Raw genomic sequence first — 23,828 nt, forward strand, 5'->3', positions numbered from 1 at the left:
GTGCCGCGTCTTCGCAAAAAAGATGATGCCCCGGCTGTGGGGGCCGGGGCATCTTATCAGGCTATTTAAGGGACCAACCGAATATAGCCTGAAATTTTGTCGCGAAGTTTAGCCGCGGAGCAGGTTCATCACGCCCTGCGAGCTCTGGTTCGCCTGGGCGAGCATCGCGGTCGATGCCTGCGCCAGGATGCCGGCAGCCGCGAGGTTCGTCGATTCCACCGAGAAATCGGCATCTTCGATGCGCGACTTCGATTCCGCCAGATTCGTGACACCCGCCGTCAAATTGTCGACAGCCGAGGTGAGACGGTTCTGCTGGGCACCGAGGTTCGCACGTTCGCTGGCGACCGTCTGGAGCGCCGTGTCGAGCGTCGCAAGCGCGCCCGTGGCGCCGGCAGCGGTCGAGAAGTCCAGAGCGTTCACGCCCAGACCCGTGGCGTTGAGGTTCGCGATCTTGATGTTCACGACTTCGGTGGCGTTGAGGCCGGTCTGGATGTCGAAACCAGCGGTGGTCGACGTGCCGCCGTTGATCAGCGTGTTGCCGTTGAAGGTCGTACGCGATGCAACGTCGCCGATCTGCGAAATCAGCGCAGCAACTTCGGTCTGGATCGCGCCGCGATCGGTCGTGCCGTTCGTGCCCGTCGAAGCCTGAAGCGCCAGATCACGCATACGGACGAGGATGTCCGAGATGCTGCCGGCGGCGCTGTCGGCGGTCTGTGCCAGCGAAATGCCGTCGTTGGCGTTACGGATCGCCTGCGTCATGCCGCGTGCGTTGGAGCTCATGCGGGTCGAGATGGCGAGACCAGCCGCGTCGTCCTTGGCGCTGTTGATGCGCTTGCCGCTCGACAGGCGTTCCATAGCCTGCGACTGCGCCTGGCTGGCAACACGCGAGTTATTCTGGGCGCGAAGCGCGCTCACATTGGTGTTGATGACGGTCATATTGTTCCTTTCCGGCCTCGATGGCCATTCCCATGATGTGAGGGCTCGAGGAGCGGTCACGAGAGCAGTAACGGCGGGCGGCGACGGCGATTAAGCGCGCCGCGTCAAAAAAACGCCGAAAGGCTTGAATGAACTCAGGAGAATCCACTCAATCACCTGAAAACGCGCCATTAATATTTTTGGCACGGGCTTTGCATTGTTCTTTGCGTGTGGCGCACCGCCGCGCAACAGGACGGATGGAAAGCAATGAGCACGATTGACCCGAGCCGGCTGCTGCAGATGCGCAGTTCGATTCTCAATCAGAACCAGGCGCTGCAGCGCGCCGCGGGCCGCGGCGGCGTCGGCGGCCTCGAAGGCGGCACCGAAGGTGCAGGAGGCGCCCCCGATTTCGGCGCCGCGATCAACAACGCCCTGCAGCAGGTCAACGCCCAGCAGACCAAGGCGAGCAATATCAGCGAAGCCTATGAACGCGGCGACACGCACGACATCGTCAGCGTGATGATCGAACGCCAGAAAGCGTCGCTCGGTTTCGAAACCACGTTGCAGGTGCGCAACAAGCTGCTGTCCGCCTATCGCGACATCATGAACATGCCGGTCTGACCCCATGGCCGAGACTCAGATCCTCACCCCAGTCGACGACGGTTCCGCGAACCGCCTCCCCGCCCCCGTCCTCGGCGGCCGGCTCGCGCCGCTCACCGGCTTCATCCGCCAGCCCGCGGTGCAGCGCGCGCTGCCCGCGATTGCCATGACCTCGGCGATCGGCATCGCGGCGCTCGCTTATTTCACCATGCAGTCGGCGCCGCAGGCGCAGCTGTTCGCCGGGCTCGACGACACCGACAAATCGGCGGTCGCCGACGCGCTGCAGACACAGGGCATCGCCCACAGCATCGACCCCACCACCGGCGCGCTGACCGTCGATGCCGACAAGCTTCATCAGGCGCGCATCGCGCTCGCAGGGCAAGGCCTGCCCAAGGCGGCGCCCAGCGGCGACAGCCTGATCGCCGCGCTGCCCATGGGTTCGAGCCGCGCGATCGAGGGCGAGGCGCTGCGCTCGGCACGCGAAGCCGATCTGTCGCGCACGATCGAAACGATCGACGCAGTCAAGAGCGCGCGTGTCCATGTTGCCGCCGCCGAACCCAGCCTGTTCGTTCGCGAAGACAAACCCGCCACCGCATCGGTGATGTTGACGCTGCAAAATGGCCGCTCGCTTTCCGATGGTCAGGTGCAGGCGATCCGTTTCCTCGTCGCGTCGTCGATCCCCGGCATGAACGCCGATCAGGTGTCGGTGATCGACCAGCGCGGCGCGCTGCTGTCGGACACCGCCAGCGGCAGCGACATGAAAGCCTTCCAGCTCCAGCTGCAGGTCGAGGATCGCTTCCGCCGCGCGCTCGACACGCTGCTCGGCCCGATGCTGGGTACCGGCAATTATACCGTCGAGGTCCACGCCGACGTCGACATGTCGGAAAGCCAGGCGACGCGCGAAAGCTTCCCCGAGAACGACCGCGCGCTCACCAGCGAACAGATCACCCGCTCGACCAGCGGCTCGGCCCCGGCCCCCGCGGTCGGCATCCCCGGCGCGCTGTCGAACCAGCCGCCGCAGGCAACCACGGTCACCGCAAACGGACCGCAGCCCACCGCGGCGCCCGCTGCGGCACCCGGAACCGAAAGCAACGAAAACGCCGCGCGCGCCTATGAAGTCGGGCGCGAGATTTCGGTGACGCATTCGCCGCAAGGCAAGCTGCGCCGCGTCTCGGTCGCCGTCGCGCTCAATCAGGGCAAGAAGGCACTGACGCAGGCCGACCTGACGAAGATCGACAATCTGGTGAAGGGCGCGATCGGCTATGACGCGACGCGCGGCGATCTGATCGCGATCAACCAGCGTCCGTTCGTGGCTGTAGAAGACACGTCGCCCGCCTTTTACGACCAGGGCTGGTTCATGCCTTTGGTCCAGCAGGTCGGGGCGATCCTCGCCGCGCTGCTCGCCTTTCTGTTCATCGGCCGTCCGATGATCCGCGCTGCGCGCGAACGCGCCGCCAAACGCGCCGAACAGAATCAGGCGCTCGAACAATCGCTGATTGCCGCAACCGAGGGGCGTCCCGCGCTCCCCGGCGGCCAGGGCGGCCGCGAAATCACCCTCGAAATGATCGAACAGGCGCCGAGCTATGAAGCCCGCGCCAACCTCGTCCGCGCCTTTGTCCGCCAGGATTCGGCGCGCGCCGCGCTGGTCGTCCGCCACCTGATGCAGGAGGGCGCCCGTGCCTGATGCCGCCGAAATGAATGCCTCCCCCGTGATGCCGGCGATCGAAGGATCGGCCGCCGCCGCGATCCTGCTGATGCTGCTCGACGAAAGCGAAGCCGCGACAATCCTCAAGCAACTGGGTCCCGATGAAGTGCGCCAGCTGGCAAAAGCGATGTTCGACACCGCCAATGCCAGCGAACATCAGATCGGTCAGGCGCTCGACCGGTTCGTGACGCGCAGCCGCGATGTCAGCGCGCTCGCGATCGGCGCCGACACCCGCATTCGCACCGTGATCCATGAAGCGGTCGGCAACGTCCGCGCCGACAATATCCTGGCCGCCGTCGCGCCGCAGCGGAGCGCCGCGTCGCTCGAGATCCTGCGCTGGATGGACGTCGACGCGATCAGCGGGCTGCTCGCCAGCGAGCATCCGCAGGTCGGCGCCCTGATCCTCTCGGTGCTCGTCCCCGACGTCGCCGCGCGCGCCATCGAGACGCTCGACGAAGTGCTGCAGGCCGATCTGGTGCTGCGCGCCGCGATGCTGACCTCGGTTCCCGCCGCGGCGATCGAGGATCTCGAATCGGTCCTCGCCAGCGCCAATGTCGACGGCCAGCGCGTCGCCAAGCAGGCGATCGGCGGCCCGAGCGACGTCGCCAAGATCATGAAGAAGATGCCGAAGCTGCTCTCCGAACGGACGCTCCGCTCGCTCAAGAAACACGACCGCGTTCTCGCCCAGGCGATCGAGGAAGAGATGTTCATCTTCGAAAATCTGCGCGACCTCGACAAGAAGAGCCTCAGCAGCGTGCTGCGCTCGGTCGATGCCGCCCAGCTCGCCATCGCGCTCAAGGGCGCCGACGAAGAGATGGTCGACATGTGCCTTGCCACGATGTCGCAGCGTGCGGCCGAAACGATCCGCGACGAGATGGCCGAAATGACGATGGTCAAACGTGCCGATGTCGACGATGCGCAAAAGAGCGTGATGCAGGTCGTTCGCCAGATGGCGGCGTCGGGTGAAATCATGATTGCGGGCGGAGGCGACGATTATGTCTGATCGCGCCGCCGAACCGGAATTCACCCCCGTCGCGCTGGCCGACGCCATGGCGCGCAGCAGCGGCTTTCGCCCGATGTCCTTCGCGCCCTCGGCCTATGCCGTCCCGGCGGAGCAGGACGTTCCGGACGAACTCGATCTCGACGATCCCTTTGCGCGCGGCTTGGCCGAAGGCCAGCGCCTCGCCGAAGCCGCCTTCATTGCCGAACGGCACCAGCTGCTCGCTCTCCTCGCCGGCGCCGAAGCGCTGCAGGACGAACCGAGCGAAGAACTCGCGCAGCTGATCGCCGAGACCGTCGAACGGCTCGTGCGCCAGATCGTCGCCACCGCGCCGATCGACGCGGAATGGCTGCAGGCGCAGGCCCAGACCGCTGCCGATATGGTAGCCGATGCCGACAAGGCGCGCACCCTGTGGGTCCACCCCGACGACGCCGCGCTGCTCGCCGACTGCCCGCTGACGCTGGCGCTCGAAAGCGATCCGGCGATGATGCGCGGCACCATCCGCCTCGAAACCTCGACCGGCTGGATCGAACATGGCCGCGCGGTCTATCTCGACGAACTGCGCACCGCGCTGGGCACCGGAGACGCGGCATGACGCGTCGCCTCACCCTCTCGGCGCAGCAACTGCTCGATCCCGTCGATCTGACGAACGCCAGCCCACGCCGCATCGGCACCCTGGTCTCGCACGAGGGCATCATGCTCGAAGTGTCGGGTTTCCCGCAGCCGCTCGGCAGCAATGTCCGCATCCGGTCGGCGAACAACGACTATGTTTATGGCGAAGTCGTCGGCTTTCGCGGCCACCGCAGCCTCGTCCTGCCGTTCGACACCAATATGCCGCTCGTCACCGGCGCGCCGGTCGAGCCGCACGGCGCCAGTTCGATGGTCGCGGTCGGCAAGACGTTGCTCGGCCGTATCATGGATGCGCAGGGCAATCCGCTCGACGGCCGGCCGCCGATCAAGTCGCAATTCCAGTGGCCGCTCGCCGGCCGCAAGGTCAATCCGCTGCGCCGCGGCCGCGTTACCAGGCCGCTCAACATGGGCGTTCGCGCGATCAACGGGCTGCTCACCGTCGGCGAAGGCCAGCGCGTCGCGATCATCGCGGGCTCGGGCGTCGGCAAGTCTGTCCTAATGGGCCAGATGATCGCGGGCACCGAATGCGACGTCATCGTCGTCGGGCTGATCGGCGAGCGCAGCCGCGAGGTCAGCGACTTCGTCGAAACCAAGCTGCCCCCCGAAGTCCGCAAGAAATCGGTCGTCGTCGCGGTTCCCGCCGATCATCCGCCCCTTCTCCGCCTCCGCGCCGCGATGCGCGCGACCGCGATCGCCGAAGCCTTTCGCGCCGAGGGCAAGAAGGTGCTGCTGCTGATCGACAGCCTGACCCGCGTCGCGCATGCGCAGCGCGAGATCGGGCTGACGCTCGGCGAACCCCCGACGATGAAGGGCTATCCGCCCTCGGTCTTCGCGCTGATCCCCTCGCTCTGCGAGCGCGCCGGCATCGACCGCGAAACGGGCGGATCGGTCACCGCGCTCTACACCGTCCTCGCCGATGGCGGCGACATCGACGACCCCGTCGTCGACAGCGCGCGCGCGATCGTCGACGGCCATATCATCCTGTCGCGCCAGCTCGCCGAACAGGGGGTCTATCCGGCGATCGACGTCGCGCGTTCACTGTCGCGCACGATGGTCGATTCGGTCGATCCCGAGCATGCCGCCGCCGCCGCGCGCTTCCGCCAGCTGTGGTCGGTCTATGAAGAGAATCGCGATCTGATGCTGATGGGCGCCTATGTCGCCGGCGCCGATCCCGTGCTCGACACCGCCATCGCCCGCCACGCCGACCAGCTCGCCTATGTCTGCCAGCCTGCCAAGGCGCAGGTCGATTTCGATATTTCCCGCCAAGCCCTGATTGAAGGATATTCCGCATGAACGCCCGTACCGCACGCCGCAAACGTATCATCCGCGTGCGTTCCGTAGAACATCAGATGGCGGAGGCCAATCTGGCGCGCGCCAACGGCGAACTCGCGAACCTCGTCGAATTGGCGAAACGGCTCGAAACGCTGCGCGTCGATCTGGCGATGGCCAAGGGCGCCGTCGCCGGCCGTGCGCTTAACACGATCGGCGAACTCGCGATGCGGCTCGACATCGCGCAGGAAAGCCTGACCGCGCCGCTCAGCAACGCCAGCCAGCGCCGCGACCAGATGGGCGCGCTGGCGCAGAGCGCGATGGTCAAGGAAGAATCGGCGGTCCGCCTGTACGAACGCAGCCGCAAGTCGGCCGAAGCCGAACAGGAACGCCGCACCGACGCCAACCGCCCGCATCGCCCGCGCACCGGAATGCGCCTGCGCCTGATCGAAGGCGGCGCAGCATGATGGGCGCCACCTCGCTTCCCGCAGCACAGCCGGCGATGCCCGCCGGCTTCGCTGCGTTCCTCGCGAACATCGGCCAGGTTTCGCCCGACGGCGGCAGCGAGAGCGGCGGTTTCGACCAGTTGCTCGCCGCGGCGCCGACGGCTGCCGCCCCGATCGCGGGCGCCGCGGCGGCGATCAGGATCGAGACCGCGCTGCCGGTCGACGCGGCCCTCCCGCAAATCGAAACCCCGACCGAAACCGGCGTCACCATCGAAGCCCCGGTCGCCAAGGCTGAGCCCGGCCAACCCGACGCCGCGACGCTGGCCGCGAATCTGCTGATCGCGCTCAACGGCGCCGTCCCCGGTGCACCCACCGCACCGGGCAAGCCGGTGCCCGCCGAGCCCGAAGCGGAAACCGCAACCGATATTCCGGAACCCGGCGAAGCTGTAGCGGCCGCCCCGACAACGAATTGGGCCGCCATCGTGGCGGCCGCCGTTCCTGCCGCCGCTCCGGTCGCCGCCAAACCTGCGAAGCCGATCGCAAACGCGCCGGTCGCCGCCGACACCAGCGCCGCGGCGGCACCCGTCGCTGCGCGTCCGCGCGACGCCGCCATCGCGGTCCTCGTCGGCACCGAACCGCAGACCACCAAACCCGCCGAAACCGCCCCGTCGATGACGATCCAATTCGCCCAGCCGGCGATGCCGGGCACAGCGACGCTCGCTCATGCCGCAGCGCCCGCGCTGGTCGCCGAACGCGTGCTCGACATGGACAGCGACGGCGCGTGGATCGATCAACTTGCCCGCGACATTGCCGCGACCAAATCGGACAGCGGCGACATCAGCTTTCGCCTGATGCCGCGCCACCTCGGCCGCCTCGACGTCGCGATGCAGATGGGCGACGAAGGCATGTCGCTGAAGATGGATACGCATCATGAAGCGACCGCAGTCATCGTCACCGCCGCGCAGGGCCGCCTCGTCGAAGACCTGCGCCAGCAGGGCGTCCGCGTTGCCGGCGCCGAAGTGACATGCACGCCGGGCGAAGCGGGCCGCCAGTCGCAGGGTCAGAATTATCAAGGTCAGGGCCGCGCCGCGGCACCCGACCCCGCCCATCTTATCGAAACCGCCACCGAACGCGCCGAACCGCGCGACGAAGACCGCGCCGCCGACCGCCGCGGCCGCTTCGCCTGATCAGGAAAGGTCCCACCATGACCAAGGACAAAGAGGAAGCCGCCCCCAAGAAGAAGGGCAAGCTCAAGAAGCTGCTGCTGATCGGCGTTGCCGCCATCGCGCTGATCGGCGCGGGCGCGGGCGCGGGCATCTATTTCGGTGCGCTGTCGGCGCATGAGGCGAAGCCCGAGGATCATTACCCCAAGCTCGTCGTGCGCAGCAACGAGGAGGTCGCTCCGGCCGCCGAAGGCGAGGACAAGGAGGCCGCGCCGAAGGTCGGCACGGTGTCGGTCCCGAACGACAAGTTCAAGGTCGACCCGCGCAAATATGAGATCACCTATTATCCGATCACCGACAGCTTCACGACGAACCTCGCCGACGGATCGGGCTTTCTGCAGGTCGGCATCAGCCTTTCGACCTTTTATGATGGCAAGGTTATCAATAATATCAAACGGCAGGCTGTGCCTATTCGCTCGGTCGTGCTTATGGTGCTCGCCGAACAGGATCCGGCGTTGCTCTCCACATCCCAAGGCAAACAGCGGCTTCAGCGTCAGCTGACCGGTGCCATCAACGATGTGCTGCGCGACAAGGAAGGTTTCGGGGGTGTCGACAATGTTTATTTCACGAGCCTGGTGATTCAGTGACCACCAGTACCAAATCCGTCAAAGCCGTGAAGGCGCCGGCCGTCGCGGCGGCCGAGCCAGCCGACGCCAAGGCGTCGTTGCTGCTGCGCAAGGCTGCGGACAGCTACGCTTTCCCCGCGCTCGACAGTGTGGCGAACCAGTTCGCGCGATCGCTGCGCGACCTGATCCGTGCGCTCGGCGCGCCCGCGATCCAGGTCGAACGCGCCGCCGCCGAACAGATGAGCTTTGCCGACTGGAGCGCCGCGGCTGCCCCGGCGGTCTTCTGGCGTTACCATGCGCCGCCGCTGAAGGGGCCGGTGCTGCTCGCCGCGGCACGGCCGCTGATCCTTCAGCTCGTCGACATATTTTATGGCGGAAAGGGCCAGCTCGCGGCCGAACGCGAAGAGCTGACCGACGCCGAAGATCGTTTCGCCGCGCGCCTTGGCCGCGACATCGGGCGGCAGCTCGCCGCTGCGTGGGGCGACAAGCTGGCGATCGACCCCGAACTCGATTGCGTCACCTGCGATCCGGCCAAGCTCGCGGCGGTGCGTGCCGAAGACGAGCTGTTCGTGCAGCGCTTCACGCTGCGCGGCGCGCCGTTCGAGGGCCGGACGATCGTCTGCGCCTATCCGGTTGCGGCGCTGCGCGGTGTCGCGGGGGCCGAGGTAGTTCTCGAAACACAGGGTGCCGTCGACGCCAACCCGGCGTGGACCGGCGCGCTGAACAAGGCGCTGCGCGACGTGCGCCTGCCTGTCCGTTCGGTGCTCGCGCGTCCCGAAATCAGCCTCGTCAAACTTCTCTCGCTCGAAGTCGGCGACATCATCCCGCTGACGATGCCGCGCCATGTACCGGTGACCGTCGCGGGCCGCAGCTTCGCGGTCGGCAGCATCGGCGAAGCCAACGGCAATGCCGCCATCATGATCGAACATATCGAAAAAGGACCTGACCATGACTGACATCAGCGACGCCCCCAAGCCCGCCCGGGCCGACCGGCGCGACAAGAGCATCGCTGCGGCACCCAATTTCGACCTGCTCGCCGGCGTCTCGCTGCGCGTCTCGGTCGAGGTCGGGTCGACCTCGATGACCCTCGCCGAACTGCTCGCGATCGATGAAGGCAGCGTGATCGAACTCGACCGCGCCGCCACCGACCTGCTCGATATCTATGCCAATGGCACATTGATCGCGAAGGGCGAGATCGTCAGCATCGACGGCCGTTACGGCATCCAGGTCGCCGACGTCGTTGCCCCCGCGCGCGGGCTCGAAGGCTTCGAGCGGAGAGGCTGATGTTCGAATATATCCTCCGTCTGCTCATCCTGCTGCCGCTCGTCGGCGGGATGGCGTGGGGCAGCCTCTGGCTGTGGAAGCGCGTCCAGATGGGCGTTCCGCTGGTCGGCGGAACGCCCCGCGCGCGCGCGATCGAAATGATCGACGTGCTGCCGCTCGGCCCCGGGTCGAAGCTCGCGGTCGTCGAATTTGCCGGACAGCGAATCCTTGTTGCGGTCTCGCGCAACGGCATCACCCGCATCGCCGACGACAGCCAGGGCGACTTCCATGCGGACTGATCGCCGTTTCTGGCTGCGCGCCGCGGCGCTCGCCGGGGGCGCCGCGCTGCTCTGCGCGGCGCCCGCCGCCTTTGCACAGGCGACCGACGGGCTGAACCGCGCGGTCGCGGAGATCGGCGGCGATGGCCGCCCGCTGAGCCTGTCGCTGCAGATCCTCGTCCTGATGAGCCTGCTGACGGTCCTGCCGTCGCTGCTCCTGATGATGACCAGCTTCACCCGCATCATCATCGTCCTGTCGATCCTGCGCCACGCGCTGGGCCTGCAGCAGACGCCGCCGAACCAGGTGCTCGTCGGCCTCAGCCTGTTCCTGTCGCTGTTCGTGATGCAGCCGGTGATCAGCGAAGTGAACCGCGTCGCGATCACCCCCTATGGTCAGGAACAGATCGATGTCGGCGAAGCGGTGTCGCGCTCGGGGGTCGCGCTCCACGGCTTCATGATGAAGCAGACGCGCAAGACCGACCTGATGATGTTCGCCAAGATCGCCAAGGCGCCGACCTATGCAAGCCCGAAGGATGTCCCCTTCTCGATCCTGCTCCCCGCCTTCGTCACCAGCGAACTCAAGACCGCATTCCAGATCGGCTTCCTGATCTTCCTGCCCTTCCTCGTCATCGACCTGATCGTCGCTTCGGCCCTGATGTCGCTCGGCATGATGATGCTGTCGCCGACGATCATATCGATGCCCTTCAAGCTGCTGCTCTTCGTCCTCGTCGACGGCTGGGCGCTGACGATGGGCTCGCTCGCCTCTTCGTTTGTGAGTTAGCGCGGTGGAAGCCGACTATTTCATCGGCGTGGCGCAGCAGTCGCTGTGGATCCTCGCGCTCGCCTCGGCGCCCTTGCTGTTGCCGGTGCTCGTCATCGGGGTGCTGCTCGGCATGGTCCAGGCCGCGACCTCGATCAACGAACAGACGCTGACCTTTGTGCCCAAGCTGATCGTCGCCGCGATCTGCCTCGCGATCTTCGGCGGCAGCATCCTTGTGCTGCTCACCGATTTCACCCGCGAAATCTTCGCCCAAATCCCCGCTCTGGTGAAGTAAAGCGGGGATGAATCCCGCCGACATCCCGAATATCGAGGCGATGCTCCAGCTGTGGATGCTGGGGATGATCCGCCCGGGCGCCGCGTTCGTCGCCGCGCCGGTGTTCGGCGCGTCGAGCGTTCCGGTGCAGTTGCGGCTGGTGATCGCGCTCGCGGTCGGGGTGCCCGCGGTGGCGGCATCGGGGATGACCTTGCCGCCCGAAGGCATTGTCTCGGTCCCCGGCTTCCTGCTCGTCATCGGCGAAGTCGTCATCGGGCTTGCGATGGGCTTCGTCCTCCAGATGGGCCTCGCCGCCGCGCTGCTCGCGGGCGAGGCGATCAGCAACGCGATGGGCCTCGGCTTCGCGTCGATGGTCGATCCGCTGAGCGGGGCATCGAGCTCGGCGATCGGCCAGTTCCTCTCGATGCTCGCGACTGCACTGTTTCTGGCGGCCGACGGCCATCTCGTGCTGATCAGCATCATCGTCGACAGCTATACCGCCTTGCCCCCGGGCAACGCCTTTCCGTCGTTCGAGGCGATCGGCGGGCTGATCCGTTTCGGCAGCCTGATGTTCGCGGCCGGGCTGACGATCGCGATGCCCGTCGGCTTCGTGCTGATCCTTGTCCAGATGATCATGGGCGTGATCGGGCGCTCGGCGCCCGCGCTCAATCTGTTCGCGGTCGGCATTCCCGCGACATTGCTCGCGGGGATTGTCCTGCTCGGCGTCGCGACCCCGGCCATGGCCGAAGCGATCGCGCGCATCCTGTCCGACGCGCTCGACGCCGCGCGCATGGTCGCCGGAATCTGACCGATGTCGGGCACGACCGAGAAGGACCAGAAAACCGAACAGCCGACGGCGAAGAAGCTGTCGGATTCGAAGGGCGAAGGCGATGTTCTGATGTCGCGCGAACTCGCGACGGCGCTGATGATGCTCGCCGCTGCGGGGTGGATCATCGCCGCGGGCGGCTGGTTCGTCCAGTCGGCGGGCGAGCTGGTCCGTCGCGGGCTGACGCTGACCGCCGCCGACGTCACCGACTTTGCGCCCGCCGAGGCGCTGATGCGCAACGGGGTCGAAATCCTGCTGCCGCTCGCCAGCCTGTTCGCGCTCGCGCTGGGCGCCGCGGTCGCGGGCCCCGCGATGCTCGGCTCGGCCGGCTGGCGCGGCAAGGCGCTCCACTTCAAGGGCAATCGGATGAACCCGATGAGCGGCCTCAAGCGCATGTTCGGGATGCAGGGCCTGACCGAGCTCGGCAAGGCGCTGGCCAAAGTGCTTTTGCTCGGCACCATCGGCTATTTTCTGGTCAAGAACAGCCTGCCAGCGATCATGACGATGGCATCGACCGACCTGATCGCCGCCGTCGGCCTCGCCGGAAAATCCATCGGCCATGCGATGCTGACGCTCGCCGGCGGCCTCGTCGTCATCGCGCTGATCGACGTGCCGGTGCAATGGTTCCAGCGCAACCAACGCCTGATGATGAGCAAGCAGGAGGTGAAGGAGGAGGTGCGGCAGTCCGACGGCGCGCCCGAGCTCAAGCAGGCGCAGCGCCAGCGCGCGCACGAAATTTTGAGCGGATCGGCGCGCAAGGCGGTGTCCGACGCGACCGTCGTCCTCACCAACCCGACCCATTTCTCGGTCGCGCTGCGCTATCGTCCCGGCGTCGATGCCGCGCCCGTTGTCGTCGCGCGCGGCCGCGGCGATGTCGCGCTGTCGATCCGCGAACTGGCGCGCGGCGCCAATGTCCCGTTGCTCGAATATCCGCAGCTCACCCGCGCCATCTATTTCACCGCGCGCGCCGGCCGCGTCATCCCCGAAGAGCTGTTCGTCGCGGTCGCCACCGTGCTCGCCTTCGTCTTCCAGCTCGAGCGCGCCGCCGCCGAAGGCACGGCACCGCCGCCGGTCGATGTACCGGTCACGCACCGTTTCGATCCCGAAGGCCGCCGTCAGGCTTAAACTTGTCTGCGAGCAGCCGTTAAGGGGTTCGAAGGATATTTTGCCATGGTCAGTTCAATCGCCAACAGCTTGGGCTTCGGGTCCGGTCTCGACGTCAAGCAGCTCGTCACCGACCTGTCGAACGCGTCGCGCGATCCCAAGATCAAGCGCATGGCAACGCTGACCCAGGCCAACCAGACGCGAATCAGCGCCCTCGCGCAGGCGCGATCGAATCTCGACGGCTTTGCCGATTCGCTGGGTCAGATGGTCACCGACGGCACCTTGCGCAGCACCCCGACCGTTTCCGACGAAAGCGTGCTCAGCGCCACCAGCCGCGCCGGCCTGTCCGCCGACAGTTTCGCCGCAACCGTCGTCGTGAACCAGCTCGCGCGCGCGCAGACGAGCTATTCGGGCGTCGTTGCCGACCGCACTGCCGCAATCGGCACGGGCGCGATGACTCTCACCATCGGCGGCGTCGCCAAGACGATCACCATCGATGCCACGAACAACAGCCTCGACGGCCTTGCCAGCGCGATCAATGCGAGCGGCGCCGGCGTGACCGCCTCGATCATCGCCGACGAAGGCGGCCACCGCCTGATCCTCAAAGGCCCGTCGGGCGAGACGAATGCCTTCACCCTCGCCGCCAACGCCGGCGCCGACCCGGCACTGAATGCCTTCGCCAACGGCGCCGGGGGCGGCATGACGCTCGGCCAGAGCGCCGCCAACGCCGAATTCACGATCGACGGCGTGGCGTTCAGCCGTGCGAACAACATCGTCGACGATGTCATTCCGGGCATGTCGCTCACACTGAAAAAGGCCGCACCCGGACAGGCCGTGGACATCGGCGCCAGCCGCCCGCTCGGCATGATCAAACAAACCGTCGGCGATTTCGTCTCGGTGTATAACCAGCTCAAGAAAAGCCTTGTTTCGGCCTCCAGCCTGCCGGGCGCGACAATATCCCTGCGCGAAATCGAACGCGAACTGTCCAACCTCGTCAACAAGGTGCTGTCGAGCCACGGCAGCATCAACAAGCTGTCCGACATCGGAATTTCGACGACAAAGGAAGGCCTGCTCGCGGTCGACAACGCCAAGCTCGACAAGGTCCTCGCCTCCGACGCCGGTGCGGTCGAGGCGCTGTTCAACCCGCGACGCGACGCGACCCACACCGAGGCGACCGATCCCGGAATCGCCTTCGTGCTCGATTCGATCCGCGACAAAGCGGTTGGCGCCAATGGCGCGATCGACCGCGCGTCGAAATCGCTCGACGCGAAAAAGGAAAATCTCACCGACCAGCTCGAAAAGATCGAGGAGCGTGAGAGCGCTTACAAGGCGCGGCTCGAGAAGCAATATGGCTCGCTCGAAGCCAAGCTCGCCGCCTTCAAGGCGACGCAGACCTACCTCGAACAACAGATCAAGCTCTGGTCGAACCAGGGTAACGACTAGGGACTTCCGCCGTGACCGCTACAGCTTCCACCGTCCGGGCGACCGGGCATTACCGCCGATTGCAGAATGAAAGCCGCGCCGCCGCCGCCGATCCGGTCGAGCTGGTGACGATGCTCTATGACGAACTCGAAACCGCGGTCGGCGTCCTTGCGGCGATGGTGCGGCAGGGGCAGCGTATCTCGGCCACCGAACCCGCCCACCGCGCGCGCGCGATCCTGATCGGCCTCGACGTCGGGCTCGACCGCGATGCCGGCGGCGATGTCGCGACGGCGCTGTCGCGCGTCTATCGCAGCATGCGCCGCAAGCTCGACGAAGCGGTCCTGCAGAACGACGCCGAGGGGCTGACCGCACTTCTCGAAGGAATTTTGACGATCAGCGGCGCCTGGCGGCAACTGCGCTGACACCGTAAAACGGGCACGGGCCCGCTTTCCTGAACGGAGAGCGGGCCGGTGCCGTCTATGCAGGGTAAGCTGGGAACCCGGCCGCCCATGGTGGGGACGGACGGCCGGGTCGAGCGGGGGCGGACCAGAGCCCCCTTTTTTCAGCACATGCTGAAACCTGTATCGCAGCCGGTCATGCGGCCTGCTGATGAACCCCGTATTTGCGCATCTTTTCGATGAGCGTGGTGCGCTTGAGCGTCAGCAGGCGCGCCGCCTCGGAAATGATGCCGTCGGCAAGGTCGAGGGCGACGTAAATCTGTTCGAGCTCGATCGTTTCGATCTCGCGCTTGAGGTCGATCGGGCGGCCCGGTGCCAGCGTCTTGGCATGCGGCGCCGCGGCGGCGATCAGCTCTTCCGCGCTGGCTGGCACCGCGACGGGGCTGCCGGTGGGGGCAGTCCGTCGCGGCGCAAGCGCTGCGGTGGGGTTCAAAAGCATGGCGACATCGTCGATGCCGAGCGTCTCGCCGCTGTGGAGAACGCTGGCGCGTTCCACAAAGTTGCGCAGTTCGCGGACGTTGCCCGGCCAGTCGTGCTGCATCAGCAGCGCCAGCGCCGCATCGTCATAGCGGCACTTCACGTCGGCGGGCATCTTGCGCTGAAAATGACGGATCAGCGCCGGAATATCCTCGACGCGGTTGTGAAGGCTGGGGACCTGTAAAACAACCACGCCGAGCCGGAAGAACAAATCTTCGCGGAATTTGCCATCGGCGATCGCAGCGCCGAGATCCTGGTGCGTCGCGGAGATGACGCGGACGTCAACCCCACGCACGTCGCTGCTGCCGACGCGGACGATCGTCCGGTCTTCGAGCACGCGGAGCAGTTTGACCTGCATGTCGAAACGCATGTCGCCGATTTCGTCGAGGAAGAGCGTGCCGCCCTCGGTCGCTTCGAAATGGCCGATGCGGCGGGCATGGGCGCCGGTGAAGCTGCCCTTTTCATGCCCGAAAAGTTCGGATTCGATCAGTTCGCCGGGGATCGCGCCGCAGTTGATCGCGGAGAAAGCCTTGCCGGCGCGGGCGCCTTCGTCGTGGATTGCGCGGGCGACGAGCTCCTTGCCCGAGCCCGACGGGCCGCAGAGCATCACCGAAGCGTTCGAACGTGCCACGCGGCGGATCATCTCGCGCAGACGGCAGGTCGCCTCGCTCGTTCCGATGATCAGCGCTTCGAGCGCTGAGTTGTTGTTCTGCCCCACGGTCATTGTCGTCTCCACCGCGCCCCCCAAATCGGCGCCTTTTCGATGGACCCAGAGATTGACGAAAATGGTAAACGAAAGATTACCCAACCGGGCATAACCCATTCAAAACAAAGAGTTATTGCCAAAGTGGAAGTATTGGAAACGCAATTGCGTCAACCGGCTTCGAAATGCTGCCAGATTGGCACTAATTGCCAGACGCGGTTCGCCAGCCGAGGGTGATCGAGATGCGGCGGTTGCGCGGATCGAATCGGTCGGAAGGGACATAGGGCTCGCGATCGGCCACGCCTTCGATGCGCGAAAAGCGGTCCGAAGCGACACCGCGAAACTCCAGATAGTGGCGTGCGACCTCCGCGCGGTCGACCGACAGGCGCCAGTTGTTGGTGCCCGACTTCGCCGACCAGGGCGCCGCATCGGTATGACCGCGCACCATCACCTGGTTCGTGGCCTCGGCGATCGGCACCGCGATTTCGGCGAACAGCCTGGCACCCGCGGGCGTGAGCTGGCTCGTGCCGGTCACGAACATCGAGAAATCGGCGTCGTCGACGACGTCGATGCGCATGCCGTCGATCGTTTCGGTGAAACGCAGGTTGCGCGCGAGCCGCTTGAGCTCGCCCTTGCTCTGGATCCGGTCCTGCACCGACTGGGCGATCAGGTTGAATTTTTTCGACTCGGCTTCGCGCTCACGCCCCGACGCCTCCCGCGGCCCGCCAACCGCGTCACGCGGAATGGTCATCGCGCGCGTGCCCGTCTGCCCCGGACCATGCGGATATTTGTCGACCGAGACGAGCGAGTCGCCACCGAACAGGCCCGTCGATCCGGCGCTGTCGGTCTTGGTCTGGACGATCGTCGGCGCAAAATAGTCGGCAAGCGCCTTGCGCTGCTTCTCGTCCGTCGCGCCGAGCAGCCACATCAACAGAAAGAAGGCCATCATCGCGGTGACGAAGTCGGCATAAGCCACCTTCCACGCGCCGCCGTGATGGCCGCCGTGCGCCTGCTGGATGATCTTCTTGACGATGATCGGCCGGGGCATGTTGGGACGCGCGGCCATCAGCGACCCCGCATCCCGTCAAAGACTTCGGCGAAACTTGGCTGGTTGGCGTGGTCGACACCCGACCGCGCCGCCTCGATCACCAGCGGCTGCGGATGGCCGTGGAGCGACGCAATGATCAGCTGCTTCACCGTGTGATAAATCGCGCCGTCGCTTTCGATCACGCTCTTGGCGCGCGCCGCGAACGGACCGACGAGGCCATAAGCGAGCAACACGCCGAGGAAGGTCCCGACAAGCGCCGAACCGATCATGCCGCCAAGGATCGCCGGCGGCTTGTCGATCGACCCCATCGTCTTCACGACGCCGAGCACCGCGGCGACGATGCCGAGCGCAGGAAGCGCATCGGCGAGGCCCTGCAAGCCTTCGGCGGGCTTCAGCGCATGGTGATTGTGGCTCTTCAGCGCATTGTCCATCACCTCTTCGACCGCGTGCGGATCGAGCGTGCCCGACGACACGACGACAAGGCGCAACGTGTCGCAGATCAGGTGGACAAGCGTGTCGTCCTTCAAAAGCTTGGGATATTGCTGGAAGATCGTCGAATTGTTCGGATCCTCGATATGCGGCTCGACCGCAACCGGGCCTTCGGTGCGCATCATCTTCATCAGCGTCGAGACGAGCAGGATGCAATCGAGATAGTCCTGCTTCTTGTACTTGGGGCCCTTGAACACCTTGGCGAGGCCGCCGCCGAGCGCTTTCAGGTCGGCGCCCGAATTGCCGATGATCAGCGAGCCGAGCGCGGCGCCGCCGATGATCAGCATTTCGTGGGGCAGCGCGTGCATGACGGGGCCCAGATTGCCCCCGGTCAGCGCAAAGCCACCGAAGACCAACACGATCAGTACGACGATGCCGACAACGGGAAACATGCAGGGCAACTCCATTCGGGACCGGGTTCAAAACCGGAAACCCGCAAATTCGGGGGCGTCTCTATGATTAACGGCAGCGGCGCCGGAAAATTGAGCGCCGTCAGTTCAAAATATCGAACAAGGTCTGCCGGTTGATCTTGGCAAAGGCGGCCTGCGCGGCCTGCAGCGTCAGATCCTGCGCCTTGAGTTCGGCGATTGCGATGTCGAGGTCGGTATCTTCGACCGTCGACCGTTCATCCTTCAACGTGATGCCGCGCAGCGCGAGTCCGTCGCCGATGCGTTCGAGCCGCCCGCCCGACAGGCCCAGCTCGGCATGCTTGTCGGCGACATGGCCAACAACGGTGGCCAGCGCGTCGACCGACGCACGCATCCCAGCCTTGTCCCCCGCAGCCACCGCCGTCGCCGCATCGCGAATGCCCGTCGACAGGCTGTTTCCGTCAAAGACAAAGACGTCGCTAGCCGACGGCACGGGTGAGAAGCTGATGTCGGAATCGAAGCGCATGACGCGGGCGGGGCCGGACGCAAAAACCGGCTCGCCATTCGAATCGCGCGTCGCGGCCAGCGCGTCGAGTTCGTCGGCGATCGTGCCGAGTTCGGCGGCGATCGTCGCGCGGTCGGCGGGGTTCACGGTATCGCTCGCAGCGGACAGCGTCAGTTCGCGCGCGCGCGTCATCAGATTGCTCACCGATTTCATCACGCCGTCGGCCTGCGAAACAAGCGCTTCCGCCGCATTGATATTGGCCGACCAGGCGATCATGCTCGCCTGGCTCGTGCCGATCGTCGCGATCCGCCGCGCCGCGACGGGATCGTCGGACATGCGCAGCAGTTTTTTGCCGCCCGAAATCTGGATCTGCGTCCGCTCGAGCTGGTCGGCGAGCTTCTGTTGGCGCGCGATTTCGCGCGTCATGCGATTGCCCACGGCGTTGATCATGGTTCCGGCCTTTCCAGAGCGTTTTCAAGGCGGATGGGACATCCGGCGACTAAGAAAGCGCAGTAAAACAATGGTCTAAAGTGAACTGAGCAGCGTTTGCATGGTTTCGCGCGCGACCTGGATGGTGCGTGCCGCAGCGCCATAGGCCTGCTGGAAACGCAGCAATTCGGCCGCTTCCTTGTCGAGGTCGACTTCGCTGACCGAATCGCGCGCCGCGGCGGAGGCATCGGCGCGCGTTGCAGCGGCGGCGTCCTGCGCGCGCGCCGACGCCACCGTCTGCGCCTGCGAAGCCAGATGTCCCGACCAGCGCGATTCGGGATCGTTCGCCCCGCGCATCGCACCGAGCGCCAGCATATTGCCGTTGCTGCCCGATGCATTCGCCGCCGCCACCTGATCGGGGGTCAGCGGGGCCGCAGTCAGCGTGGCGGCGCTGGTGCCGGTGAACAGCGGCTGGCCCGGATTGCCATTGGCATCGGTGCCCGCCTGATGCGCGGCGTTGAGCTGGCTGGCGAACTGGGTCGCCATCGTGTCGAGCGCGGCGCGCTGGTCGGCGACATGGTTCGCGCCTTCGGCAAGCCCGGCGAGCGAGCCGGTCGAGATCGCAAGCGGCGAACCGCCGACGCTGTACGACAGCCGGCCATCGGCGGCTGCGGTGACCGAGATCGGATTCACCACGCCGCCGCCGACGAGCAGGTCGCCCGATCCGGCCGCGCGCAGCGTCACCGCGCCATTGTTGTCGAATGTCGGGCTGACGCCGGCTTGCGAGGATAATTTGTCGAGCAGCCGGTCGCGCTCGTCGAGCAGGCTGGCTTCGTTGGTCGACCCCGGGCGCGCCTTGCGCAGACCGACGTTGATCTGTTCGAGCGCCTTCAGATCGGCGTTGAACTGGTCGACCCCGCTCGCCGCGGCGCCCTCGATCCCCTCGCCCATCTTGTCGAGCTGACCGGCCGCGGTGCGAAAGCCTGACGCGATATCGTCGACCGATTGCAGAAACTGGCTGCGCAACGTCCGGTTCGCCGGGTCCGAGGTGAGCTGGTCGGCGGTGGTGTAGAGCTTGGTAAGGCCGGTCTTGATGCCGTTCGTCTCGTTGCTGAGCGCGTCTTCGGTCTTGCCGAGCCAGCCCAGTTTCGTCGCCGAGCGTTCGGCGTCGCCGGAGGTGAGGCGCGAATCCTCGATCAGCCACCCGTCGACCGAGCGGTTCAGCCCGCGAATGTCGACGCCGCCGGGGTTCGTATTGCCGCGATAGAAGATCGAATTGCCGCCCCCCACCGCTTCCATCATTTCGAGACGGCGGCGGGCATAGCCGGGGGTCTGCGCGTTGGCGATATTGTCGCCGATCGTCGACAGCGCGCGCGAATAGGCTTTGAGGCCGCTATAGCCGATGCCGAGCAGGTCGCTCATTGCACGCCTCCCGCAGGGCGACCGGCGTGCCCGCCGAGCTGGCTGCGGAACTGCCGTTCGACCATGTCGGCGATGCCGAACTGGCGCATCGCGGCGATCGAATCGGCGGTGCGCGCGTCGGCCATTTCGCGGAAATTGTCGGTCGCGCTCGATCCGAAAATATCGTCGCCAAGCTTGGCCTGCCGCATCGACGACATCAGCTGGCGCAGGATCACGGCTTCGAAGGCTTCGGCCGCCTTGCGCAGGCCGCCGTCGCCGCCGCCGGCCGTGCTCGGCGTCGGCGTCGATATCGGCGTCGCGCCGACAGAAGAGATGGGCGTCGTCATATGATCACCAGTTCCGCAGTGAGCGCGCCGGCCTGGCTCAGCGCCTCGAGGATGGCGACAAGGTCGCCGGGGGGAACGCCCAGCCGGTTGATCGAATCGACCAGCGCGGAGAGCGAGGCATTGGGTTTCATCAGAAAGGCCGGGCGATAATCTTCGGTGACCTCGATCTCGCTCGACGGTTCGATCGCGGTCTGGCCGCGGCTGAAGGGTGCCGGCTGAACGACGGTCGGCGATTCCTTGATCGATACCGAGAGCTTGCCGTGGCTGACCGCGGCGGTGCCGACGCGGACCGCGCCGTTGATCACGACCGTACCGGTGCGCGCATTGACGATCACCTTCGCCGGTGGCTCGGCGCGCTGGACACCCAGATTCTCGATCTGTGACATCAACCGCATCCGTTCGTCGCCGTTGCCGCCGGTGCGGATGGCGATGCTGGCGCCGTCGATCATCGACGCGCTGCCGGGAAGCGCCGCATTGATCGCGTCGGTGACGCGCTTTGCGTTCGTGGCATCGAACTGATGCAGGTTAAAGGTCAGCTGGCTGGTCGTGGCGAAGCCGGTATCGACCGCGCGCTCGACCGTTGCGCCGCCCGCGATGCGTCCGCTCGACGGCACATTGACCGTCAGCTTCGATCCGTCGGCGGCGTCGACCCCGAGGCCGCCAATGACCAGATTGCCCTGCACCATCGCATAGATCTGGCCGTCGGCGCCATAGAGCGGCGCGAGCACGAGCGTGCCGCCGCGCAGGCTTTTCGACTTTCCGATCGCCGAAACGGTGACGTCAAGGCGTTGACCGGGCTTGGCGAAAGGCGGCAGTTCGGCGGTGATCATCACCGCCGCGGCGTTCTTCAGCGCCGGGTTCACCCCCGGCGGCAGCGTCAGGCCGAAGCGCGAGACCGCGCCCTTCATGCCCAGCGTCGAATAGTCGAGGCTGTCGTCGCCGGTGCCCGCAAGCCCGACGACGATGCCGTAACCGGTGAGCTGGTTGGCGCGCAGGCCCTGGAACTGGCCCATGTCCTTGATGCGCTCGGCCTGCGCCGGCGCCGCAAAGGCAAAGCTGGCGAGCAGGAGCGCGACAAGGGTGAACAGGGTCGGACGCTGGGTCACTTTATATTCCTCTTCAGAACGGGCTGATGATCGAGAAGAAACGTTGCAGCCAGCCTTGCTTGCTGGCGCGGGCGATCTCGCCCTTGCCGACGTAACGGATGTTCGCGTCGGCGACGCGGGTCGACAGGACGCGGTTGTCGGGGCTGATGTCGATGGCACGGATGATGCCCGAAATCTGGACGCGTTCGTCGCCGCGATTGAGGGTGAGCAGCTTTTCGCCGCGCACCAGCATCGTCCCGTTGGGATAGACGGCGGCGATCGTCACGCTGACTTCGCCCGACAGCGCGTTCGACTGCGAGGCGTCGCCCTTGCCCTTGAACTGCTGGCCGCCACCCATCGCGATGTCGCTGGGGTTGAACAGCGACAGCGGACCGGTCGCCGGCGGCGTCAGGCCGATACTGCCGTCGCGCTGCGTGCCCGCGGCATTGCTTTTGGTCGCGGCGGTGCGCTCGACGAGCTGGATCGTGACGATGTCGCCGACCTGTCCCGCGCGGCCGCCCGAGGTCAGCGGCACATAGCTGCCCTGAAAGATCGAGCCATTGCCCGGCAACGGCGCCGGAGCGACCGGAACCGTGGCGGCGAAGGCCTCGGGGGGCAGCCTGTCCTTCGCGAACGCCGGTGCCGGCGCGAGCGCAAAAGCCAGCAAAATCAGCCTAGAGCGTCTGCGCAGCATTTTTCATCATCTCGTCGGTGGCGGAGATCATCTTCGAATTCACCTCATAAGCCCGCTGCGTCTCGATCATGTCGACAAGCTCTTCGACAACATTGACGTTCGATCCTTCGAGCATCCCGCCGCGCAGCGTACCGCGGCCTTCCAGGCCGGCGGCGCCGACCTGCGGTGCGCCCGAGGCCTGCGTTTCGACGAGCATGTTGCCGCCGATCGCCTGCAACCCGGCCGGGTTGGAAAAACGTGCGAGCTCGATCCGGCCGAGTTCGGTCTGTGTGCCATCGGCGGTGGTCGCCGATACGGTGCCATCGGCGCCGATCGACACATTCGTCGCATCTTCGGGAATCTGGATCGCCGGGGTGATCGGCTTGCCGTCCGAGGTCACGATCGTGCCGTCGGGAGCGCGGCCGAAATTGCCCGCACGGGTATAGCCAGTCCGCCCGTCGGGCATTTCGACCTGAAAATATCCGGCGCCGTCGATCGCGACGTCGAGCCCGTTCCCGGTGGTCGCGAAGGTGCCCTGCGTGTCGATACGCGCGGTGCCGCCGAGCGACACCCCGGTGCCGAGGTTGAGCCCGGTCGCATAGCGATTTTCAGCCGACGACGGCGCACCCGGCGCGGTCATCATCTGATAGCTCAATGTTTCAAAGCTCGCGCGGTCGCGCTTGAAGCCCGTGGTGTTCACATTGGCGAGGTTGTTGGCGATGACCTGCATCCGGAAGCCCTGGGCATCCAGACCGGTTCGCGCGACGTGCAAGGCACCGAAAGTCATGTCTTAGTCTCCTTAACGGGGGAGCTGCATCAGGTTGGCGGTCGCGCTGTCCATGTCGCGCGCGTCGTTGACGAGCTTGAGTTGCGTGTCCCAGCTCCGGCTCGCCTCGATCATGTCGACGAGTGCGGTGGTCGCTGCGACGTTCGATCCTTCGATCGAACGGGTGAGAAGCCGGGCTTCGGGATCGTCGGGCAAGATGCCGCCGCCCTTGACGCGGAACAGGCCGTCGAGACCCTTGGCGATGTCCGAACCCGTCGGGGTCGCAAGCCGGAGCCGGTCGACCTCCTGCGGGTTTTCGGGATCGCCGCCCTGCGGCACGATCCACACACGGCCTTCGATATCGATGCTGATCGAATCCGCGGGCGGGATCGTTACCGGCCCCTGCCCCCCCTGAACGGGGCTGCCGTCGCCGGTGGTCAAAAGCCCGCTCGGCGAGATCTGCAAATCGCCGCGCCGCGTATAGGCTTCTTCGCCGTCCTTCGCCTGCACCACGAGCAGCGCATCGCCCTGCATCGCAATGTCGAGGTCGCGGCCAGTCGCGGTGATGGTGCCGGCACGCATGTCGGCGCCGAGCACTTCTTCCGACGACATGGCGCGCGCGCCTGCGCCGCTGCCATTGAGCCACAGCGACTGCGCTTCGGCCATGTCGGCGCGAAAGCCCGGCGTCTGCGCATTGGCCAGATTGTTGGCGATCGCCGTCTGCCGGGCCATGCTGCCCCGCATCGCGGTGAGGCTGGTATAGATGAGGCGGTCCATCTGGTTTCTCCCGGCAAACGA

General features: G+C 66.1%; 28 protein-coding genes. 17 read left to right on the plus strand and 11 right to left on the minus strand.

The features are described from left to right. Nucleotides 1-108: 108 nt before the first annotated feature. Entirely contained in the window at nt 109-936 is an 828-nt protein-coding gene (locus tag AC07NV_RS06400) for a flagellin N-terminal helical domain-containing protein (RefSeq protein WP_495165507.1), read from the minus strand. A gap of 246 nt (nt 937-1,182) precedes the next feature. Between AC07NV_RS06400 and fliE the strand changes: the two genes are divergently transcribed. From fliE to AC07NV_RS06485, 17 genes are read left to right on the plus strand one after another with little or no spacing between them, the layout of a single operon-like run. Next, nucleotides 1,183-1,536: a flagellar hook-basal body complex protein FliE gene (fliE, locus tag AC07NV_RS06405; RefSeq protein ID WP_495165508.1), complete on the plus strand. Its 354-nt coding sequence runs from the start codon at nt 1,183-1,185 to the stop codon at nt 1,534-1,536. A gap of 4 nt (nt 1,537-1,540) precedes the next feature. Further along, a complete protein-coding gene (gene fliF, locus AC07NV_RS06410) occupies nt 1,541-3,199 on the plus strand; it encodes a flagellar basal-body MS-ring/collar protein FliF (RefSeq protein ID WP_495165509.1) in 1,659 nt (552 codons plus the stop codon). Then, a complete protein-coding gene (gene fliG, locus AC07NV_RS06415; RefSeq protein ID WP_495165510.1) occupies nt 3,192-4,223 on the plus strand; it encodes a flagellar motor switch protein FliG in 1,032 nt (343 codons plus the stop codon). Before fliF ends, fliG begins: the two co-directional genes overlap by 8 nt. Beyond that, a complete protein-coding gene (locus tag AC07NV_RS06420; RefSeq protein ID WP_495165511.1) occupies nt 4,216-4,815 on the plus strand; it encodes a FliH/SctL family protein in 600 nt (199 codons plus the stop codon). The genes fliG and AC07NV_RS06420 overlap by 8 nt, the downstream gene beginning before the upstream one ends. After that, on the plus strand, nt 4,812-6,143 hold the full coding sequence (locus tag AC07NV_RS06425; protein ID WP_495165512.1) for a FliI/YscN family ATPase: 1,332 nt from the start codon (nt 4,812-4,814) through the stop codon (nt 6,141-6,143). The genes AC07NV_RS06420 and AC07NV_RS06425 overlap by 4 nt, the downstream gene beginning before the upstream one ends. Continuing rightward, nucleotides 6,140-6,586: a hypothetical protein gene (locus AC07NV_RS06430; protein WP_495165513.1), complete on the plus strand. Its 447-nt coding sequence runs from the start codon at nt 6,140-6,142 to the stop codon at nt 6,584-6,586. Before AC07NV_RS06425 ends, AC07NV_RS06430 begins: the two co-directional genes overlap by 4 nt. Continuing rightward, the gene (locus AC07NV_RS06435) at nt 6,583-7,752 is read left to right on the plus strand and encodes a flagellar hook-length control protein FliK (protein WP_495165514.1); all 1,170 of its coding nucleotides are present in this window, start codon (nt 6,583-6,585) and stop codon (nt 7,750-7,752) included. The genes AC07NV_RS06430 and AC07NV_RS06435 overlap by 4 nt, the downstream gene beginning before the upstream one ends. 17 nt (nt 7,753-7,769) lie before the next feature. Beyond that, the gene (locus AC07NV_RS06440; RefSeq protein WP_495165515.1) at nt 7,770-8,375 is read left to right on the plus strand and encodes a flagellar basal body-associated FliL family protein; all 606 of its coding nucleotides are present in this window, start codon (nt 7,770-7,772) and stop codon (nt 8,373-8,375) included. 26 nt (nt 8,376-8,401) lie between these two features. Then, nucleotides 8,402-9,310: a FliM/FliN family flagellar motor switch protein gene (locus AC07NV_RS06445; protein ID WP_495165516.1), complete on the plus strand. Its 909-nt coding sequence runs from the start codon at nt 8,402-8,404 to the stop codon at nt 9,308-9,310. Further along, complete coding sequence (gene fliN, locus AC07NV_RS06450) at nt 9,303-9,638, plus strand: flagellar motor switch protein FliN (RefSeq protein WP_495165517.1); 336 nt, start codon at nt 9,303-9,305, stop codon at nt 9,636-9,638. The genes AC07NV_RS06445 and fliN overlap by 8 nt, the downstream gene beginning before the upstream one ends. Then, complete coding sequence (locus AC07NV_RS06455; protein ID WP_495165518.1) at nt 9,638-9,916, plus strand: flagellar biosynthetic protein FliO; 279 nt, start codon at nt 9,638-9,640, stop codon at nt 9,914-9,916. The genes fliN and AC07NV_RS06455 overlap by 1 nt, the downstream gene beginning before the upstream one ends. Beyond that, nucleotides 9,906-10,676: a flagellar type III secretion system pore protein FliP gene (gene fliP / locus AC07NV_RS06460; protein ID WP_495165519.1), complete on the plus strand. Its 771-nt coding sequence runs from the start codon at nt 9,906-9,908 to the stop codon at nt 10,674-10,676. The genes AC07NV_RS06455 and fliP overlap by 11 nt, the downstream gene beginning before the upstream one ends. Before the next feature lie 4 nt (nt 10,677-10,680). Continuing rightward, complete coding sequence (locus AC07NV_RS06465; RefSeq protein ID WP_438322681.1) at nt 10,681-10,950, plus strand: flagellar biosynthetic protein FliQ; 270 nt, start codon at nt 10,681-10,683, stop codon at nt 10,948-10,950. A gap of 7 nt (nt 10,951-10,957) precedes the next feature. Further along, nucleotides 10,958-11,737 carry a flagellar biosynthetic protein FliR gene (gene fliR, locus AC07NV_RS06470; RefSeq protein WP_495165520.1) on the plus strand — a complete coding sequence of 260 codons (780 nt, stop codon included), beginning with the start codon at nt 10,958-10,960 and terminating at the stop codon, nt 11,735-11,737. A gap of 3 nt (nt 11,738-11,740) precedes the next feature. Next, entirely contained in the window at nt 11,741-12,880 is a 1,140-nt protein-coding gene (flhB, locus tag AC07NV_RS06475) for a flagellar type III secretion system protein FlhB (RefSeq protein ID WP_495165521.1), read from the plus strand. Between the two features lie 45 nt (nt 12,881-12,925). Continuing rightward, nucleotides 12,926-14,302 (plus strand): flagellar filament capping protein FliD, encoded by a 1,377-nt coding sequence (gene fliD / locus AC07NV_RS06480; protein WP_495165522.1) that lies wholly within the window; start codon nt 12,926-12,928, stop codon nt 14,300-14,302. An 11-nt stretch (nt 14,303-14,313) separates the two neighbouring features. Continuing rightward, on the plus strand, nt 14,314-14,703 hold the full coding sequence (locus AC07NV_RS06485; protein ID WP_495165523.1) for a flagellar export chaperone FliS: 390 nt from the start codon (nt 14,314-14,316) through the stop codon (nt 14,701-14,703). 172 nt (nt 14,704-14,875) lie between these two features. Here the strand turns inward: AC07NV_RS06485 and AC07NV_RS06490 are convergent, their stop codons facing one another. From AC07NV_RS06490 to AC07NV_RS06535, 10 genes are all read right to left on the minus strand, one after another. Then, nucleotides 14,876-15,940, minus strand: coding sequence for a sigma-54 interaction domain-containing protein (locus AC07NV_RS06490; protein WP_495165524.1), 1,065 nt, complete (start codon nt 15,938-15,940; stop codon nt 14,876-14,878). Nucleotides 15,941-16,121: 181 nt separating this feature from the next. Beyond that, the gene (locus tag AC07NV_RS06495; protein ID WP_495165525.1) at nt 16,122-16,985 is read right to left on the minus strand and encodes a flagellar motor protein MotB; all 864 of its coding nucleotides are present in this window, start codon (nt 16,983-16,985) and stop codon (nt 16,122-16,124) included. After that, on the minus strand, nt 16,985-17,848 hold the full coding sequence (gene motA / locus AC07NV_RS06500; protein WP_495165526.1) for a flagellar motor stator protein MotA: 864 nt from the start codon (nt 17,846-17,848) through the stop codon (nt 16,985-16,987). Before motA ends, AC07NV_RS06495 begins: the two co-directional genes overlap by 1 nt. 100 nt (nt 17,849-17,948) lie before the next feature. Further along, nucleotides 17,949-18,779: a flagellin N-terminal helical domain-containing protein gene (locus AC07NV_RS06505; protein WP_495165527.1), complete on the minus strand. Its 831-nt coding sequence runs from the start codon at nt 18,777-18,779 to the stop codon at nt 17,949-17,951. 75 nt (nt 18,780-18,854) lie between these two features. Next, entirely contained in the window at nt 18,855-20,180 is a 1,326-nt protein-coding gene (flgK, locus tag AC07NV_RS06510; protein ID WP_495165528.1) for a flagellar hook-associated protein FlgK, read from the minus strand. Continuing rightward, on the minus strand, nt 20,177-20,506 hold the full coding sequence (locus AC07NV_RS06515; RefSeq protein ID WP_495165529.1) for a rod-binding protein: 330 nt from the start codon (nt 20,504-20,506) through the stop codon (nt 20,177-20,179). The genes flgK and AC07NV_RS06515 overlap by 4 nt, the downstream gene beginning before the upstream one ends. Further along, on the minus strand, nt 20,503-21,612 hold the full coding sequence (locus AC07NV_RS06520) for a flagellar basal body P-ring protein FlgI (RefSeq protein ID WP_495165530.1): 1,110 nt from the start codon (nt 21,610-21,612) through the stop codon (nt 20,503-20,505). Before AC07NV_RS06520 ends, AC07NV_RS06515 begins: the two co-directional genes overlap by 4 nt. 13 nt (nt 21,613-21,625) lie before the next feature. Then, a complete protein-coding gene (locus AC07NV_RS06525; protein ID WP_495165531.1) occupies nt 21,626-22,285 on the minus strand; it encodes a flagellar basal body L-ring protein FlgH in 660 nt (219 codons plus the stop codon). Then, nucleotides 22,266-23,051, minus strand: a complete 786-nt coding sequence (flgG, locus tag AC07NV_RS06530; RefSeq protein ID WP_495165532.1) for a flagellar basal-body rod protein FlgG — start codon at nt 23,049-23,051, stop codon at nt 22,266-22,268. The genes AC07NV_RS06525 and flgG overlap by 20 nt, the downstream gene beginning before the upstream one ends. Before the next feature lie 12 nt (nt 23,052-23,063). Next, a complete protein-coding gene (locus AC07NV_RS06535) occupies nt 23,064-23,807 on the minus strand; it encodes a flagellar basal body rod protein FlgF (RefSeq protein ID WP_495165533.1) in 744 nt (247 codons plus the stop codon). Nucleotides 23,808-23,828: the final 21 nt, after the last annotated feature.

The sequence above is a fragment of the Sphingopyxis sp. GW821-FHT10B01 genome (genome assembly GCF_059415685.1).

Excerpts from the sequence above, each read along its gene's own strand:
- AC07NV_RS06400 (WP_495165507.1), bottom strand. The coding sequence starts at position 936 with ATGACCGTCATCAACACCAATGTGAGCGCGCTTCGCGCCCAGAATAAC.
- fliE (WP_495165508.1), top strand. The coding sequence starts at position 1,183 with ATGAGCACGATTGACCCGAGCCGGCTGCTGCAGATGCGCAGTTCGATT.
- fliF (WP_495165509.1), top strand. The coding sequence starts at position 1,541 with ATGGCCGAGACTCAGATCCTCACCCCAGTCGACGACGGTTCCGCGAAC.
- AC07NV_RS06420 (WP_495165511.1), top strand. The coding sequence starts at position 4,216 with ATGTCTGATCGCGCCGCCGAACCGGAATTCACCCCCGTCGCGCTGGCC.
- AC07NV_RS06425 (WP_495165512.1), top strand. The coding sequence starts at position 4,812 with ATGACGCGTCGCCTCACCCTCTCGGCGCAGCAACTGCTCGATCCCGTC.
- AC07NV_RS06430 (WP_495165513.1), top strand. The coding sequence starts at position 6,140 with ATGAACGCCCGTACCGCACGCCGCAAACGTATCATCCGCGTGCGTTCC.
- AC07NV_RS06435 (WP_495165514.1), top strand. The coding sequence starts at position 6,583 with ATGATGGGCGCCACCTCGCTTCCCGCAGCACAGCCGGCGATGCCCGCC.
- AC07NV_RS06440 (WP_495165515.1), top strand. The coding sequence starts at position 7,770 with ATGACCAAGGACAAAGAGGAAGCCGCCCCCAAGAAGAAGGGCAAGCTC.
- fliN (WP_495165517.1), top strand. The coding sequence starts at position 9,303 with ATGACTGACATCAGCGACGCCCCCAAGCCCGCCCGGGCCGACCGGCGC.
- AC07NV_RS06455 (WP_495165518.1), top strand. The coding sequence starts at position 9,638 with ATGTTCGAATATATCCTCCGTCTGCTCATCCTGCTGCCGCTCGTCGGC.
- fliP (WP_495165519.1), top strand. The coding sequence starts at position 9,906 with ATGCGGACTGATCGCCGTTTCTGGCTGCGCGCCGCGGCGCTCGCCGGG.
- fliR (WP_495165520.1), top strand. The coding sequence starts at position 10,958 with ATGAATCCCGCCGACATCCCGAATATCGAGGCGATGCTCCAGCTGTGG.
- flhB (WP_495165521.1), top strand. The coding sequence starts at position 11,741 with ATGTCGGGCACGACCGAGAAGGACCAGAAAACCGAACAGCCGACGGCG.
- fliD (WP_495165522.1), top strand. The coding sequence starts at position 12,926 with ATGGTCAGTTCAATCGCCAACAGCTTGGGCTTCGGGTCCGGTCTCGAC.
- AC07NV_RS06490 (WP_495165524.1), bottom strand. The coding sequence starts at position 15,940 with ATGACCGTGGGGCAGAACAACAACTCAGCGCTCGAAGCGCTGATCATC.
- AC07NV_RS06495 (WP_495165525.1), bottom strand. The coding sequence starts at position 16,985 with ATGGCCGCGCGTCCCAACATGCCCCGGCCGATCATCGTCAAGAAGATC.
- motA (WP_495165526.1), bottom strand. The coding sequence starts at position 17,848 with ATGTTTCCCGTTGTCGGCATCGTCGTACTGATCGTGTTGGTCTTCGGT.
- AC07NV_RS06505 (WP_495165527.1), bottom strand. The coding sequence starts at position 18,779 with ATGATCAACGCCGTGGGCAATCGCATGACGCGCGAAATCGCGCGCCAA.
- flgK (WP_495165528.1), bottom strand. The coding sequence starts at position 20,180 with ATGAGCGACCTGCTCGGCATCGGCTATAGCGGCCTCAAAGCCTATTCG.
- AC07NV_RS06515 (WP_495165529.1), bottom strand. The coding sequence starts at position 20,506 with ATGACGACGCCCATCTCTTCTGTCGGCGCGACGCCGATATCGACGCCG.
- AC07NV_RS06525 (WP_495165531.1), bottom strand. The coding sequence starts at position 22,285 with ATGCTGCGCAGACGCTCTAGGCTGATTTTGCTGGCTTTTGCGCTCGCG.
- flgG (WP_495165532.1), bottom strand. The coding sequence starts at position 23,051 with ATGACTTTCGGTGCCTTGCACGTCGCGCGAACCGGTCTGGATGCCCAG.
- AC07NV_RS06535 (WP_495165533.1), bottom strand. The coding sequence starts at position 23,807 with ATGGACCGCCTCATCTATACCAGCCTCACCGCGATGCGGGGCAGCATG.